Source organism: Halobacillus litoralis, assembly GCF_009856445.1.
GTDB lineage: Bacteria > Bacillota > Bacilli > Bacillales > Halobacillaceae > Halobacillus > Halobacillus litoralis.
This window is the reverse complement of the sequence record NZ_WMFA01000002.1, coordinates 578,661-594,526: the sequence shown is the minus strand read 5'-3', so window position 1 is coordinate 594,526 and position 15,866 is coordinate 578,661. Positions and strand designations below refer to the sequence as shown.

15 protein-coding genes are annotated in these 15,866 nt (G+C 43.3%); 4 read left to right on the top strand and 11 right to left on the bottom strand.

Features of this window, described 5'->3' with window-relative positions; genetic code table 11:
• Positions 1-6: 6 nt before the first annotated feature.
• Together GLW00_RS08260 and ytvI are read left to right on the top strand one after the other, a co-directional pair.
• On the top strand, positions 7-486 hold the full coding sequence (locus tag GLW00_RS08260; RefSeq protein ID WP_160912998.1) for a YugN family protein: 480 nt from the start codon (positions 7-9) through the stop codon (positions 484-486).
• Between the two features lie 124 nt (positions 487-610).
• Positions 611-1,669: a sporulation integral membrane protein YtvI gene (gene ytvI, locus GLW00_RS08255; RefSeq protein WP_160912996.1), complete on the top strand. Its 1,059-nt coding sequence runs from the start codon at positions 611-613 to the stop codon at positions 1,667-1,669.
• A gap of 34 nt (positions 1,670-1,703) precedes the next feature.
• On the opposite strand, the gene GLW00_RS08250 is transcribed toward ytvI, so the two are convergent.
• From GLW00_RS08250 to cyoE, 8 genes are all read right to left on the bottom strand, one after another.
• A complete protein-coding gene (locus tag GLW00_RS08250; protein ID WP_160912994.1) occupies positions 1,704-2,243 on the bottom strand; it encodes a GNAT family N-acetyltransferase in 540 nt (179 codons plus the stop codon).
• Between the two features lie 121 nt (positions 2,244-2,364).
• A complete protein-coding gene (locus GLW00_RS08245) occupies positions 2,365-2,820 on the bottom strand; it encodes a DUF420 domain-containing protein (protein ID WP_160912992.1) in 456 nt (151 codons plus the stop codon).
• Positions 2,821-2,849: 29 nt separating this feature from the next.
• Positions 2,850-3,749 (bottom strand): cytochrome c oxidase assembly factor CtaG, encoded by a 900-nt coding sequence (ctaG, locus tag GLW00_RS08240; protein WP_160912990.1) that lies wholly within the window; start codon positions 3,747-3,749, stop codon positions 2,850-2,852.
• Positions 3,750-3,920: 171 nt separating this feature from the next.
• Positions 3,921-4,247, bottom strand: a complete 327-nt coding sequence (gene ctaF / locus GLW00_RS08235) for a cytochrome c oxidase subunit IVB (RefSeq protein ID WP_160912988.1) — start codon at positions 4,245-4,247, stop codon at positions 3,921-3,923.
• 3 nt (positions 4,248-4,250) lie between these two features.
• Positions 4,251-4,874 (bottom strand): cytochrome (ubi)quinol oxidase subunit III, encoded by a 624-nt coding sequence (locus tag GLW00_RS08230; protein ID WP_160912986.1) that lies wholly within the window; start codon positions 4,872-4,874, stop codon positions 4,251-4,253.
• Complete coding sequence (ctaD, locus tag GLW00_RS08225; protein ID WP_160912984.1) at positions 4,874-6,745, bottom strand: cytochrome c oxidase subunit I; 1,872 nt, start codon at positions 6,743-6,745, stop codon at positions 4,874-4,876. Before ctaD ends, GLW00_RS08230 begins: the two co-directional genes overlap by 1 nt.
• A 36-nt stretch (positions 6,746-6,781) precedes the next feature.
• On the bottom strand, positions 6,782-7,837 hold the full coding sequence (coxB, locus tag GLW00_RS08220) for a cytochrome c oxidase subunit II (RefSeq protein ID WP_160912982.1): 1,056 nt from the start codon (positions 7,835-7,837) through the stop codon (positions 6,782-6,784).
• Between the two features lie 72 nt (positions 7,838-7,909).
• On the bottom strand, positions 7,910-8,845 hold the full coding sequence (cyoE, locus tag GLW00_RS08215) for a heme o synthase (RefSeq protein WP_160912980.1): 936 nt from the start codon (positions 8,843-8,845) through the stop codon (positions 7,910-7,912).
• A gap of 417 nt (positions 8,846-9,262) precedes the next feature.
• Between cyoE and GLW00_RS08210 the strand changes: the two genes are divergently transcribed.
• Complete coding sequence (locus GLW00_RS08210) at positions 9,263-10,183, top strand: COX15/CtaA family protein (RefSeq protein ID WP_160912978.1); 921 nt, start codon at positions 9,263-9,265, stop codon at positions 10,181-10,183.
• 116 nt (positions 10,184-10,299) lie between these two features.
• On the opposite strand, the gene pyc is transcribed toward GLW00_RS08210, so the two are convergent.
• The 3 genes from pyc to glsA all read right to left on the bottom strand — a co-directional run bounded on the left by pyc (position 10,300) and on the right by glsA (position 15,243).
• Complete coding sequence (pyc, locus tag GLW00_RS08205; protein WP_160912976.1) at positions 10,300-13,743, bottom strand: pyruvate carboxylase; 3,444 nt, start codon at positions 13,741-13,743, stop codon at positions 10,300-10,302.
• A 207-nt stretch (positions 13,744-13,950) separates the two neighbouring features.
• Complete coding sequence (locus tag GLW00_RS08200; RefSeq protein ID WP_075036512.1) at positions 13,951-14,232, bottom strand: Fpa/YlaN family protein; 282 nt, start codon at positions 14,230-14,232, stop codon at positions 13,951-13,953.
• Positions 14,233-14,313: 81 nt separating this feature from the next.
• A complete protein-coding gene (glsA, locus tag GLW00_RS08195) occupies positions 14,314-15,243 on the bottom strand; it encodes a glutaminase A (RefSeq protein WP_160912974.1) in 930 nt (309 codons plus the stop codon).
• A 90-nt stretch (positions 15,244-15,333) separates the two neighbouring features.
• Here glsA and GLW00_RS08190 point away from each other — a divergent pair, with 90 nt between their 5' ends.
• Positions 15,334-15,828: a hypothetical protein gene (locus tag GLW00_RS08190; protein WP_160912972.1), complete on the top strand. Its 495-nt coding sequence runs from the start codon at positions 15,334-15,336 to the stop codon at positions 15,826-15,828.
• The last annotated feature ends 38 nt before the right edge of the window (positions 15,829-15,866 follow it).

The following is a 15,866-nucleotide window of genomic DNA, read 5'->3' as shown; positions in this document are numbered from 1 at the left end:
GAACAAATGAAATTAGAAGGTACTGGGATTGAAGGTCTGGTTGTAGACTATAAGCCATTGACAGAAATCATGGAAAGTAATGGATTCATCCTCGGAGGATCGTGGGATTATGAGCGCGTCACATACGATTATAAAATACCCGCTCCAGAAAAAAATATCACTTATTATATCCGTATTCAGGGATTTGCCCTTGAAGGGGATATAGATAAGGGAGATGCTGTTGTCCGTTTGATGAAACCGCTTCTAGGCCGCCACTACTACCCACACGGTGTGGAATATGGTCATCAGGAAGGGTTTACCGACAGTATCATTTCCAAAGCAAAATCATTGGTTTCCAAAGTAAGCGAACCTGCGAAAAAATACCACAGTCAAGTGCCTGAACATGTGGTCCTGGACAAGCTGAAAAAATGGGCGGAAGAAAACGAAAACGAGGAAGTTCTTAAGAAAGTCGAAGAACTGTCCACGGATTCCGATCGCCGTATATAATTAATCATCCACGCTTACCGGATGAACAACAGTCGCACATCATTGTATGGTGAGCGACTTTTTTAAAAGGAAGTAAAGACTGCATTTAGGATTGGCCTATGGGGAAAGGAGACGCGTACATAAATTGTTCCGATATCTATCAAAAAAACAGTGGATTTTAATTTTAATCTCCGCTTTACTCATCATTGCAGGGTATTTCATCTTACCTGTCTCTATTCCATTGATATTAGCTTTTGTTACAGCACTATTTTTAAATCCGGCGGTAAGGTTCTTTCAGTTCAAGTTCCGTATCAATCGGAAAATGTCCGTTACGATTGTATTCCTATTGTTCCTTGTCTTTCTTGGACTCTTAGGAACATTCGCTGTAACCCGTGCCGTCACTCAAATCGTGCAATTGGCAGATAATGCGCCCCAGTACATCAATCAAATCAATAATGTGCTGTTGGATTGGGAAAAACACATGGCTAGTTTTTCCCAATCCATGCCTAAAGAATTCGTAGATAAAGTGACAACAGAAATGATGAATGCGATCGACAGGACGACCACGGCCATTTCTGAAAAGCTGCAGCTGTCCAACATAGCCGCTGCAGCTGCTAAAATACCAGAACTGCTCGTAAGTTTTCTCGTGTATTTAATCGCCTTATTTCTGTTCATGCTTGAACTACCACGTCTGAGGGATAAGATGCACGATCAGTTCACAGAAGCGACTTCGGAAAAAGTGAAATTCATGAACGCACGTCTTTCCTATGTCGTGTTCGGGTTTTTAAAAGCACAATTTCTTGTCAGTATTGTTATATTCGTCGTATCATTGATCGGTTTATTATGGATCGCTCCCGATGTCGCCTTAATCATGTCGTTGATCATATGGGCGATTGACTTCATACCTATTATTGGTTCCATTGTCATCCTTGGTCCATGGTCTGTGTATATGCTTATTGTCGGTGATATTGCGATTGGTACAAAACTTGGTTTGCTGGCCATTGTCCTTCTTGCTATCCGAAGGACCGTCGAACCGAAGGTCATGGGAAGACATATCGGGTTATCACCACTTGCTACATTGATTGCCATGTATTTAGGTTTACAATTAATCGGACTCCTCGGATTCATCCTAGGTCCGCTCGTTGTCATTGCTTTTAATTCCGCTAAGGAAGCGGGCATCATTCGTTGGAATTACAAACTATAAAGAAGAAAAAAACCTGAAGCGACGCTTCAGGTTTTTAAAATTCTTTATTCATCGTATTTTCTTTTTGATGAATCTTTTTCTCTTTCTTAAACACGAGGATATCCATACTTCTTCCCGTATGATTAAATCCGTTATTAATCAACACTTTCTGTGAAGGAATATTATCTTTATCACACTGCGCTTCAATTCCCTCGACCTCTGGATGGTTAAAAGCCCATTCACAAAGAGTTTGAACGGCTTCAGAAGCATAACCGTAATTTCTTTCTGAAGCAACCACATGGTACCCAATCTCTACGTTGCCTTCAGGATCTGGTCTCCCTTTGAATCCAATATCTCCGATCACATGCTCGCCTGCCGAGTCAATCATGACCCATGGACCAAACCCCAATTCATCCGAGTCGTTCTCCAAGCGTTCGGCATACATGGGCATCAGCGCCTTCAAGCCGTCATGGGGCCAGTTTTTATTCCAGGGCAGCTGGAACTTATAATAAAAAGCGAGCGAATTTTTCATGAGTGTCTGTGCAAGGTCTAAAGTAATCGGGAATAGCTGTAATCTCTCTGTTTTCAATTCCATAGTGGGTCATCCCTTTCCTGTTTTTATGTATATGGAAATTTATGCATCCATACACTCTTTCCCTTTACCAACCCAAGATAAACCAAAAACAACGGATCGCTATTCAACGATCCGTTGTTTTTTATGTCCCTAATATCGCTTTGATCATACTTGTTGTCGTTCCACCATCATAGATGATGTACAACAGCAGATAAACGGCGACTCCCGTCACTGCTGTACAAAACCAAATGATACTCGTAACAGGACCGATTTTACGATGTTTCTTAATCTTACGTTTGAAAGCGAATGTCAAAGTCACTATTCCGAAAACAGCGCCGACTGTGGCCAGTAAGATATGAAAAATCAAGAAGATTGTATAATAGATCTTCACATCATCGGGTCCCCCGAAGCTTGTGTTCCCCACAAAAATCGTGCGGCTTAAATAAATAATGAAAAAAGTTAGAGCACTGATAGCAGCTGCGATCATCACTTTACGATGCGAGCTTCTCTTGTTTTTTACAATCAGTACCCAACCGATAGCGACGAGTACAGCACTTAATACAATGAAGAATGTACTCAGCGTCGGCAATAACGGCATACTTCCACCTCTTCCCCTCTAACAACTCTCTAAGATTCTGTCTGTACTTGACTTGGTAGTGGATCAATCGTATCTCTTTCCCTATTAAACCAACTGAAGAAAATATAAGCGATGATTGCACCGAAAATTATCTCCTGCGCAATCTTCATGATGATTCCACCTAACTGCTGATCCTCAATTAGTGGCATAGGTGTAAAATAGTTCGGCCCACTCAAGTTCGATGAAAGACCGTTCAGAACGTCCGCAGGTACGCATAAACTCATCGCCTGCATCCATGCACCTGCTTCTGAGTAGGTTTCATAAAGCGGTGCTCCAGCAAAAATGATGAGGCCACAAGCCGGAGTAATCAGCACACCATTGGCGAAAATGAAACCGATTTTTAAAATCGGGCTTAACCTGTCCAAACGCTCGAGTGGAGGAAAGACAGCAATCCACATACAAAATGCGACGAACAAAATAATCGTTGTAATGACTGTGTGCGCCAGGTCGCTGGATTTTGCGTAATCAAAAACGCCAGGCATGTGATACATAGAAAACAGGCCATTGAAAAGCAGCAAGGATATCAATGGTCTCGTAAGAAGATGCAGCACAGATTTCAAGCCTTTAACTGCAAAAACTTTTTCCCATATCCATATAGGAATCCCTTTGATGACAAGAATCGGAAACAGCAAATAGTAGATGGCCATTTGCGTCATGTGGGCGGTGAACATGATATGCCCAAGCAAGTCTACAGGAGATCCTTTGACGATGTATAAAAGCAGCATTCCGCTATAGAACATAACTTGCTGAAATGCACTCGGACGGTCCGTTCCTTTTTTACGTCCTGGTCCTGTTATGTAGAAATACAAGGCGGATAATAACAGAACGAATACGAAATAATACGGGCTCCATAAAGCACGGAAGCCAAATATTTGAAGTTCTAACCACATTGGTGTCTCACCCCAGATTGTTTTACTTGTACTTCTCCATTTTACCTAATTATCGCCAAAAAAACGAGCATACATAAGGAATTCATGTATTGTTCATAATTTAGTCATAGATCTCTAGCGATATAAAGAAAAAAGACCGGAGACCGGTCTTTTTTCTTGGATCATATAATCTTACCACCAAATAATCGATGTGAACGTAATGATGGTCAATGCAGCAACAGCCGCGCCACCATACATCATCACAGCAACCATATCATGGCCTTTATTCTTCATGTGCATAAAGTAATAAAGCTGAAAGGCTACCTGAACAACAGCAAGGATAATCAATGTCGGAATGATGAAGTAAGAATTCACTTCCATAATAACCATCCCGAAAGCAACCAACGTAAACAAAATCATCAAAGCAAAAGTAAGAACCTGCTGCTTCATTTCTTCACGGTGTTGCTTTTTCTCATATTCCCGGTGATGAATGGGTTTGGAATGTGATTGATCTGCCATGGATTAACCCACCTTTCCCATAAGATATACAACTGTAAAGATGAATACCCATACAACGTCGATGAAGTGCCAGTAAAGGCTTGCAATATAAAACTTCGGCGCGTTGTAAAGGTTCAAACCACGCTTCTGGTTTCGGATCATAAGCGCTGTAATCCAGCTTAATCCAAAGAGGACGTGTCCTCCGTGGAAACCAACAAGCGTGTAGAAAGCTGATCCAAATGCGGAGGATCGGAACGTGAATCCGTATTCATGGATGTAGTGATAAAACTCATAAATCTCCATGCCTAAGAATCCGAGTCCAAGTAGGACCGTAACTCCCAACCACATTTGCATTTTTTTAAAGTCATGATTCTTCATGTGGTACATCGCATAAACACTTGTCAATGAGCTTGTCAGAAGGAGCATCGTCATAATAAATACGAGTTCCAGGCCGAACAAATGCTCAGGCGTGTTCTCCCCTTGCGTTGAACCATTCAAAGCAAGGTACGTACCGAATAGACTGGCGAACAATACGGTTTCTCCACCAAGGAAAAACCAGAAGCCGATAAATTTATTCTTTCCTTCAAGGGTGGCTTTTTCCGGATCGTGCGGCATACGTTTTGGATTGAGTACATCTTCAGAACTCATTATTTGCCAGCCCCCTTCTTAATATCTTCTTCAAGCTCTTCTTTATGAATATGATGACCCAGGTCATCTTTAACGGATCTGATCAACATAGAACCAAGGGTGATTCCCATACCTACGAACACAGGGATCAACCACATTGGATCATCAATTTGGTAGATAAATCCGAAACCGGCGATGAACAATCCTAAGGACATCGTGAACGGCAGGATCGATGCATTAGGCATATGAATGTCACCAAGCGGCTCTGCAGGTGTCATGCCTTCTTTTCCATCCATCTTCTCTACCCATAGTGGATCAAGCCCACGTACAAGCGGTGTCTGTACAAAGTTGTAGTGCGGAGGTGGAGATGGAATGGCCCACTCAAGAGTACGTCCATGTTCCCAAGGATCTGCATCTGCCTTCTTCTCTTTTACTGATGTGTACACGACATTAATTAGGAAAATAATCGTACCGATAGCCATTAAGAATGCCCCAATTGTACTGATTAAGTTTCCTGTAGCAAGTCCCTGTCCTTCAAGGAAGACCCAGTAACGACGAGGCATCCCCATAAGTCCCAGGAAGTGCTGGATAAAGAAAGTCAAGTGGAAACCGATAAAGAAAGGCCAGAATGCCAGTTTACCCAGCTTCTCATTCAAAACTTTACCGAACATTTTCGGCCACCAGTAGTGTAGAGCTGCAAATATTCCAAAGGCAACTCCGCCCACGATAACGTAGTGGAAGTGTCCGACTACAAAATACGTATCATGATACTGGAAGTCAGCTGCGGCGGCAGCCAGCATAACCCCGGTCATTCCACCGATAGTGAATGAAGGGATAAACGCGATCGACCATAGCATCGCAGCGGTCATACGAATTTGTCCGCCCCACATCGTAAATAACCAGTTGAAGATCTTGATTCCTGTAGGTACGGCAATCGCCATTGTCGCAACTGCGAAAATGGAGTTAGCAATCGGCCCCATACCAACCGTGAACATGTGGTGGGCCCAAACCATGAACCCTAAGAAACCGATTAGGACAGTCGCAAATACCATCGCTGAATAACCGAAAAGACGTTTCTTAGAGAATGTTGAGAAGATATCACTGAAAGCTCCGAACAACGGAAGAATCAATATGTATACTTCCGGGTGACCGAAGATCCAGAATAAGTGCTCCCAGATGATGGCATTACCACCAAGACCTACATCAAAGAATGCGGATCCGAACATACGGTCAAACATCATAAGGAATAGTCCAACTGTCAAAGCTGGGAAAGCGAATAGAATCAACGTACTTGTGACGAATACAGACCATGTGAACAATGGCATACGCATGTACGTCATGCCTGGTGCTCTCATGTTTACAATCGTTACAAGGAAGTTAATTCCACCTATTAATGTTCCGGCACCGGATATCTGTAGACCCATGACGTAATAGTCTACCCCGTGCCCGGGTGAAGTCGTCGATAATGGTGCATAGTTGGTCCAACCGGCATCCGGTGCACCACCTGTAAACCAGGAAACGTTCAGTAAAAGTCCTCCAAATAAGAACAACCAGAATCCTAAGGAGTTCAAAAATGGAAAGGCAACGTCCCTTGCCCCGATCTGTAAAGGAACAACAGCGTTCATAAGGGCAAAGATGAGCGGCATCGCCGCTAAGAAAATCATCGTTGTACCGTGCATTGTGATCATTTCATTGTAAAGTCCAGCAGAAATGAAATCATTGTCTGGTTTCATCAACTGGATACGAATTATCATGGCTTCGAGCCCACCGATTAGGAAAAACAGCCCCCCAGAGACCAAATAAAGATGCGCGATCTTCTTGTGGTCTACTGTTGTCAGGTAATCCCAAATCACAGCGCCGAGCCCACGTTTTTGTGCTACTGCAGTACTCACGCTTTAACCTCCCTTTTCAACCTTACTCATAAATACTTACTCTTCGACGCTTTGCATTTCAAGATCTTTTCCGACATCCGAGTGATCCAACTCTAGAAGATAATCAGCGATTTTCTCTGCTTCTCCTGGTTCGACAAGCTGTGCTGGCATTTGGTTGCCAGGCTTAACTTCATCTGGATGAAGAATCCAATCGACAAGGTTATCTTTCGATGGCTGAAGGACTCCTGCAATTTTCTCGCGATTTGCAAAGTTCCCTAAGTTCGGCCCTACACCAGCTGACGCGCCACCAATTGCGTGACAACTCATGCAGTTGTCGTTGAACAACTGTTTACCTTCACTTGCAGATGCTGTCTCTTCAGGATCGATATTCTGCATGTCTTCTACCCATTGATCAAACTTATCAGGGCTGACAGCGATTACTTTGAAGTACATCAAGGAGTGGGAAGGTCCGCAAAGTTCAGCACAAAATCCTTCATAAACCCCTTCTTCATAAGCTTCTAAGTACATAGTGTTCATGTTTTCACCAGGGATGGTATCCATCTTACCCGAAATAGCAGGTACCCAGAAGGAGTGGATCACGTCACTGGCTTTCATGTTTAAGTATACCCTTTCATTTGTAGGGATGTAGATTTCCTGACTAGTAGAGATCTCTTGATCCGCATAGTCAAACTGCCACCAATATTGGTTTCCTGTAACATCGACCGTTAAAACGCCTTCATCTCCTTGCGTCGATTGATCAGCGAGGTCGAAAGTCGCCTGTACAGTAGGGATGGCAAGCACCAGCAGCAAAATAATTGGAATGACTGTCCAAATCACTTCCAAAGCTTTGTTCCCTTCTGTTTGTTTCGGAACGATGTGTTCCTGCCCCTTCTTCTCACGATAACGGAGAAGAACGAAAGCATAAATGGCCATAACGATTACGAAAACGAAAATCATTATCGCAATACTGATCAACATAAGATCAAATAATAATTCCGAGCCATACCCTTTTGGCTTCAGTGCACTGATGTTTTCAATACCACATCCGGTAAGGAGCATGGTTAGCGCACCAAATAAGAATAATGAACGGAATCTTCCCATCCAACCTCTCATGCGTCATACCTCTCTTTCTCTTGTAATGCTTTTTTTATTTAGAAACTGACCTCCTGGTAGGAGGTCAGTTCTTTAAAATGGGAATGGCAAAGTGACGATGACCATCATAAAGAACATGATCGTCAGATAGTTCAAGGAAAAAATGAACATCCATGTCGCCCACTTGTAGTCGTCTTTCATGAAGAAGCCTGCGATCCCTAAAGCCAACCAGCCGATAGAGAGCACGTAGGCCGTAATGAGAAAGACCGTGCCGAGAGAAGCTAAATAAATCGGTAATGGGAGCAGACAAGCAACATAAACGACGATTTGACGTTTTGTCATCTCGAATCCGTGCACAACAGGGAGCATCGGAATTCCAGCTGCTTTGTATTCATCCTTCTTCTTCATGGCGAGTGCCAGGAAGTGAGGCGTCTGCCAAATAAACATAATGAGAAACAGAATCAATGCTTCCAATTGCAATCCTGGATCAACAGCAGCCCAACCGATCAATGGTGGTACAGCTCCTGAGAAGCTTCCAACCACTGTATTAATCGTGTACTTTCTCTTTGTCCACATCGTGTATAGGACGACGTAGACGAACCAGCCAAATGCGCCCCACAAGGCCGCTTGCCATGTTGTGAGGAGCAATGTGACAAATCCGAGAATGGATACGCTGATCCCCAATGTTTTTATCAATGATAAAGACATCGTTCCTGTCACTGTCGGACGATTGTTCGTCCGTGACATGATCGGGTCAATGTCTCTGTCATACCAATTGTTAAGAATACATCCGCCGGCAATTACGAAAGCGGTTCCGAGCATCGTCAGCAGGAAAGTGACCCACTGATCAAAAAATAGTGTACCAGTATAATGGAGAGCCAGCCAAAATCCTGCGAATGTAGTAATCAAATTAGAATTAATGATACCGACTTTGATCAAGCTCTTTATATCAGCTAACAAAGAATGGTCATTGGTTTTTGTTTGGATCATTTCTGTAGAAGCAGATTCGACTGTTCTTGGATTGTCCATCGTATTATCTTCCTCCTTCTACCACCCTCTTAAGAAGAAAACCTGTGAGTCATTATTTATCAATGATTTCACCGAGGGCTATTTCCATTCTTACATCCTTAAGGATGACAAGAAACATCAAAATAATTGTATCATGTAATCGTAGTTCTATCTATTTAAACTCAACAATTTTATTTTTTTGTGACAACTTTGTGAAACGCCACTCACTCTTAGTATCTACCATTCTCAACGATTTTAACGCTGTGTGTGGGAATACCTGAGAAAGTGAGGATGTGGCTATATCAAACACACCCTTTTATTTCTAGCAAAACCTGACTCATATTGCAAGTTTTTTTCAAGACTTTAGTGATTTTAGAGAGGTTAAATGGTATGATATCCTCCGTGTTCTTTTGACCGGAATGGAGGTGGCTTCATGCCATGCGATTATTGAAGTTGTTGTCTGTACTTGCGACATTAGGTATGCTGCTCGTTTTATTAGGCGGAGCTCTCGTCACTAAAACTGACTCAGGTATGGGGTGTGGAAACAGCTGGCCCTTATGTCATGGTGAATGGATCCCATCGAACATTGACCTTGCTTTAATCATAGAATTGAGCCACCGCCTTGTATCAGGCGGCGTTGGTTTACTGGTACTGGGACTTTCTATACTGGCCTGGGTGAAAATCGGTCATATACGTGAGGTGAAATTCCTCTCTTTTCTCGCTTTCTTTTTCCTGCTCGCCCAAGGTTTGATCGGAGCTGCTGCCGTAAAGTGGGGACAGTCTGATTTTGTACTGGCTATCCACTTCGGCATTTCCCTTGTGTCCTTTGCTGCTGTTCTCTTACTGATGTTGATCATATTTGAAATCGATCGGAAATTCGATGCACGGTCTTTATACATCCGAAAAGACTTCAGGTTTCATATTTATACTTTAACAGCCTATACATTAATCGTTGTTTACACAGGGGCTCTCGTCCGTCACACCTACTCATCAATGGCTTGCCTGGACTGGCCGATGTGTGCGAATGCATCCCCTTTCGACTTTTCATCCTACGGAACAGCTCAATGGATTCAAATGGGACATCGCGCCCTGGCAGGAGGCGTTCTGATATGGACGGTCCTACTTACCTTGAAAGCTTTGAAAGATTACAAGAACAGCCCCATCATGAAAAAAGGCTGGATGTTCGCTTCCATTCTTATGGTAGCTCAAGTACTCGTAGGTGCATTCGTCATTATAACCTATGTTCATTTAGGTCTGGCTCTGCTGCATGCGCTGATTATTTCTCTTTACATCGGCGTTTTATCCTACTTTCTGTTACTGTCTTCCAGAAGTTCCAAATATGAACGTTCCATGAAATAATTCAGATGAAAAACCTCAGATCCCATGTTTCTGAGGTTTTTAACTTTCCATCAATGCCTTCAAGAAATTCACCGTAAAAAAAAGAGAGGAAGGTTCTGGTACCCTTCCTCTCTTTTTTATTCAAATTCGATTAGTAAATCTCCAACATGGATGGCTTCGTTGTTTTCTACATAAATATCCTTGATGACTCCATCAAAAGGAGCTTGGACAGTCGTTTCCATTTTCATCGCTTCCGTTATCATCAGGTGATCGCCTTTCTTCACTTCCTCACCTTTATTGGATAACACTTTAATGACCGTCCCCGGCATCGTTGCTCCAATATGTTTACTGTTCGCTTTGTCTGCTTTCGGACGCTGCTGAACAGCCGCTTTCACGTTTTCATCCTTCACAACGACTTCCCGGGGCTGCCCATTCAATTCGAAGTATAGGGTACGGGTCCCATCGATCTGTGGCTCACCGACGGAGACAAGCTTCACGATCAAGGTCTTCCCTTGTTCAATATCTACTTCAATTTCTTCACCAAGTCTCATGCCATAGAAAAAGGTCGGAGTATCGAGAACGGACATATCTCCGTACTGCTCCCTGAACTTATGATGATCCATGAACACTTTTGGATAAAGAGCATAGCTGATCATATCAAAACTTGTGACTTGACGATCAAGAGAATGGAACAGGGTTTCTTTCAAGTTGTTGAAGTCGACTGGTTCTAAAAGCTCCCCTGGTCTTACCGTGATTGGCTCCCTGCCTTTTAAAATGATCCGTTGAAGTTCAGCCGGGAACCCACCGTAAGGCTGCCCGAGATAGCCGTGGAAAAATTCAACGACACTATCAGGGAAATCAAGAGAATCGCCTTTTTCATAAATATCATCTTCATTCAATTCATTCTGAACCATATAAAGGGCCATATCACCGACGATTTTGGAAGAAGGAGTCACTTTCACGATATCTCCGAACATATCATTCACACGGCGGTACATAGACTTAACTTCATCCCAGCGGTGTCCTAAACCGACCGCTTTTGCCTGCTGCTGTAAATTGCTGTATTGGCCTCCCGGCATTTCGTGTTCATACACTTCTGTATGCGGGGCCATCATACCACTTTCGAAATCCTGGTAGTATTTCCTCGTGTCTTCCCAGTAATGGCCGAGCTCTTCGTAAGCAGAGATATTCACATTCGGTTTCCGCTTACTACCTTCAAGGGCATAATAAAGACTGTTGGCACTTGGCTGAGAGGTCAATCCTGCCATTGAACCCGTTGCCACATCTACAACATCAACACCGGCTTCAATCGCTTTGGCATACGTGAACAACCCATTCCCGCTGGTGTCGTGTGTATGAAGATGGATTGGGATGTAGACAGTTTCCTTCAATGTATGGATCAACTGATAAGCCGCTTCCGGTTTGAGGAGGCCGGCCATATCTTTAATGCCCAGGATATGTGCTCCTGCATCCTGAAGCTCAAGCGCCAGCTTTTTATAGTAGGCGAGATCATATTTCGGTCGGCTGCTATCAAGAATGTCCCCTGTATAACACATAGCCGCTTCAGCCACTTTTCCACTCTCCCTCACAGAGTGGATAGCAGGCTTCATACCTTCCACCCAGTTCAGGCTGTCGAAAATACGGAAGACATCAATGCCGGCGGAGGCACTTTTTTCAACAAATTCGCGAATGAGATTGTCGGGGTAGTTTTTATATCCGACTGCATTGGAAGCTCTTAAGAGCATTTGGAAAAGTACATTCGGTGCTTTTGCTCTCAATTTCAACAAACGCTCCCATGGATCTTCATTCAAGAAACGATACGAGACATCGAACGTTGCTCCTCCCCACATTTCTAATGAAAACAAATCAGGTAAAAGTCGGGCGGTCGGTTCCGCAATATTCTCAAGATCCTTCGTCCGTACACGGGTAGCGAGCAGCGACTGGTGGGCATCACGGAACGTTGTATCTGTGAGCAGCACTTCATTCCGTTCTTTCAACCACGTGGCAAGACCTTCAGCACCTCGTTCATTAAGTATTTGTTTCGTTCCACCCGGGATCGGTTCCGAATGCTTAATGATTGGAATTCTCGGTTTGGAATAGCTCGGTTTCCTGCGATTTCCATATCCTTCGAAACCATTGATGGTTCGGTCAGCAATATACGACAACATTTTCGTCCCGCGGTCTTTTCGCTTTGGAAAAACAAAGAGCTCTGGAGATCGATCAATAAACGTTGTATCATATTCTCCCGAAAGGAACTGCTTATGTTGAACCACATTTTCTAAGAACGGAATGTTGGTTTTAATCCCCCGGATACGGAATTCTTTCAAGTTTCTGACCATCTTATGAGCGGCTTGGTCAAAGCTGAGTGCCCACGTAGAAAGTTTAACCAGTAAAGAATCATAGTAAGGAGAGATGACCGCACCCTGGAATCCGTTTCCGGCATCAAGCCTTACTCCAAAACCGCCTCCTGAACGATAGGCCATGATTTTTCCTGTGTCAGGCATGAAATTGTTCAGAGGATCCTCTGTCGTCACACGGGATTGTATGGCATAGCCGTGTGTGACAATGTCCTCTTGTTTCGGGATGGAAATACGGTCACCATGCAGGTCATACCCTTCCGCAACAAGAATTTGTGTCTGTACAATATCAACGCCGGTAATCATCTCTGTGATCGTATGCTCGACCTGCACACGAGGGTTGACTTCTATAAAATAAAAATCATCACCGGTCACTAAAAATTCCACGGTTCCTGCGTTGATATATTTCACGTTATCCATGAGCTTGACGGCAGCATTGCAAATAGCCTCTCTTACTTCATCTTTCAAGCTGACACTTGGGGCAATTTCCACCACTTTCTGGTGCCTACGCTGAACAGAGCAGTCCCTTTCATAAAGATGGACAATGTTCCCTTCACGGTCTCCAATGATTTGAACTTCGATGTGTTTCGGTTGTTCGATCAGCTTTTCGACGTAAACTTCATCACTACCGAATGCTGCTCGTGCTTCCGATCGGGCACGGTCATAAGATTCTTCCAAAGTTGTAGCACTTCTGACGACACGCATTCCCCGGCCACCGCCGCCCATCGCAGCTTTAATCATCAAAGGGTAGCCATGCTTCTCCCCGAATGCACGAATCTCTTCCAGACCACTGACGGGACCATCACTTCCTGGAATAACGGGGATTTCCGCTTGGACGGCTTGATGTCTCGCTTTCACCTTGTCTCCAAACATATTCAAATGTTCACTGGTCGGCCCGATGAATGTAAGACCTTCTTCTTCACATCTTCTAGCAAACTCAATGTTTTCAGATAAAAATCCGTATCCTGGGTGTATGGCATCTACCCCTACGCTCTTAGCGATTTCAATAATTCCTTCAATATCCAAATACGCATCAATCGGCTTTTTTCCTTCACCAATCAAATAAGCCTCATCGGCCTTGTAACGGTGATAAGAACCCGTATCTTCCTGTGAATAAATGGCGACCGTACGAATATTTAATTCTGTACACGCCCGAAAGACTCGGATAGCGATCTCTCCACGGTTAGCGACTAGTACTTTATTGATTTTCTTCGTATTTGCCATGATTCCACTCCCTGTTTGTCTATGTTTAGGAATTTGTACGTTCTGTTACTTAACTTTCTACTCAAGGATCGAAAATTCCTTCAAATCTGACAATTTTCGTAATAAACCATACAGGGGAACCGTCCCTCTTAACCAAAGAAATATGTATTAAGCTGAAAATAAAAAAAACTCAAATCACAACATACCGTCGCAATTTGAGTTCTTATCTTATGACTTCTGTGCAGCCTCATGCAAAACGTTCAACTGTTTTTCAAGGTTATCCAAAAGTGCTTTTCCTTCTTCGTCGCTGATTAAATTCAAGCGAACCGCAAAATGAATTTCGCGGGATAATCCAAACATTTGTGTATCTAAAACTTCTTCGTAGAGTGGACACTGAGGCATCGTCAAGTTGTCCATCTGTACTTTTATTAACCTTAATATTTTATCAGCGTCAGCTTTTAGAAGGGCATAGGCTTTTTCTCGATGATCCACAGCCACATCAGACAACATCAAAATCCCCTCCAATGTACAAGTCTTTCTTCTTTTTATCTTATCGTTTAACACAATAAAATGCAACATTGGAATGAACAATTAGAAGATCGATAAATCGTACCGATTGGACAAAATTTCTAAAAGTCTCAAGCCGACAACGCTGTTCCCTTTTTCATCAAGGCTTGGTCCATAAACCGCGATTCCACCAAAATCGTTCAATGAGGCAAGGACAGAACCTGAGACACCACTTTTTGCGGGTATCCCTACTTTAATAGCAAAAGATCCTGAAGCATCATACATGCCGCATGTAACCATAAAGGTTTTACATATTCTTGCAAGATGCTTCGGAATAATTCTGCGACCAGAATGGATGTCCTTTCCACCATTCGCAAGCAGCGCTCCAATCCGGGCCAGTTGACAGACATTTACTTCAATCGCACATTGTTTCGTATAGGCATCAAGTGTTTCCTCGACGCTTCCTGTAACAATTTGATGCTGCTTCATGTAGAAAAGCAAAGACCTGTTCAGAAAAGCAGATTCAAATTCTGATGTAGCTACTTCTTCGTTGTAACCAATGGAATGATCATCGGTCAAGTCATGAATAAAACTCAACAAGCGTCCGACTTTTTCATCAGGCGTATCTCCGTGAATCATATTGGTCACCGCAAGAGCGCCGGCATTGATCATCGGATTGAGCGGTTTCGAGGGAATTTGTTCCAGACGGTAAATTGAGTGAAACGGATCCCCCGTCGGTTCCATACCTACACGGTCGAACACATAACTTTCCCCGTTATCCATTAGAGCCAAAGCGAGTGAGATGACTTTCGATATGCTTTGAAGCGTAAACCTCACTTCCGTTTCTCCAGCCTCCACTGCATTTCCATCTATATAATGGATGGCGACAGCTAGATCTTCCGGATTGCTGCGGGATAACGCTGGGATATAGTTGGCCACCTGTCCGTCGTATGCATAAGGGCGAACGTTGTCTAACCAATCTTCCAAAACGCTTTCTGTAATATCTTTAATCAATGGATCATGCCTCCTTTAATGAAATCGAATTCATTTTTTGCTATGATTTTGGATGGATGACTTTTTATTAATCGAAAGGTGGCCACAGCCATGATTGTTCAAATAGCAGGAAATGTTAAATTCCCAATTACACTCGACCCGACCGTCTGGATCTTCGATGATCGAAAACAGACGTTCTCAGAAGTATTTGAAGGGGAAGAAAACCCAACAGAAGCAACGGAAGAAGACGAGTTGAAGCGCCAGTCTACTCGTTTTGACAGAGAAGTCTATCAACAAAAAATCAACCCGCCAGTCAACAAAAGCATCAATCGTTATGAAAAACAAAGAATTTTAAAAGGCACGTTTCTCATGCCGTTGAAGCCTTTTCTACATACCAGTGAACCAGCAGCCGATGTAAAAAAAGCGGCACTGGTTACGGATGAAGGCGAAGAAGTGATCGATGCAGATGTTTTATCCGAATCGCTTTTACTGTTCGCTGAAAATGGAAAGCCTTTGCAAGAGCATGGCCCCGTACACCTTTATTTCAAAGACGGATCCAACCGATCTGAGCCAATCAAAGGAATTAAAAAAATCGTATTGCAGTAAAGGATGGGGCAGCTTTTTAAGCTGTCCTTTTTGTATAT

Excerpts from the sequence above, each read along its gene's own strand:
- pyc (WP_160912976.1), bottom strand. The coding sequence starts at position 13,743 with ATGGCAAATACGAAGAAAATCAATAAAGTACTAGTCGCTAACCGTGGA.
- GLW00_RS08245 (WP_160912992.1), bottom strand. The coding sequence starts at position 2,820 with ATGCCGTTATTGCCGACGCTGAGTACATTCTTCATTGTATTAAGTGCT.
- GLW00_RS08190 (WP_160912972.1), top strand. The coding sequence starts at position 15,334 with ATGATTGTTCAAATAGCAGGAAATGTTAAATTCCCAATTACACTCGAC.
- ctaF (WP_160912988.1), bottom strand. The coding sequence starts at position 4,247 with ATGGCAGATCAATCACATTCCAAACCCATTCATCACCGGGAATATGAG.
- GLW00_RS08200 (WP_075036512.1), bottom strand. The coding sequence starts at position 14,232 with ATGTTGTCTGATGTGGCTGTGGATCATCGAGAAAAAGCCTATGCCCTT.
- GLW00_RS08250 (WP_160912994.1), bottom strand. The coding sequence starts at position 2,243 with ATGGAATTGAAAACAGAGAGATTACAGCTATTCCCGATTACTTTAGAC.
- cyoE (WP_160912980.1), bottom strand. The coding sequence starts at position 8,845 with ATGGACAATCCAAGAACAGTCGAATCTGCTTCTACAGAAATGATCCAA.
- GLW00_RS08230 (WP_160912986.1), bottom strand. The coding sequence starts at position 4,874 with ATGAGTTCTGAAGATGTACTCAATCCAAAACGTATGCCGCACGATCCG.
- GLW00_RS08260 (WP_160912998.1), top strand. The coding sequence starts at position 7 with ATGAAATTAGAAGGTACTGGGATTGAAGGTCTGGTTGTAGACTATAAG.
- ctaG (WP_160912990.1), bottom strand. The coding sequence starts at position 3,749 with ATGTGGTTAGAACTTCAAATATTTGGCTTCCGTGCTTTATGGAGCCCG.
- coxB (WP_160912982.1), bottom strand. The coding sequence starts at position 7,837 with ATGAGAGGTTGGATGGGAAGATTCCGTTCATTATTCTTATTTGGTGCG.
- GLW00_RS08210 (WP_160912978.1), top strand. The coding sequence starts at position 9,263 with ATGCGATTATTGAAGTTGTTGTCTGTACTTGCGACATTAGGTATGCTG.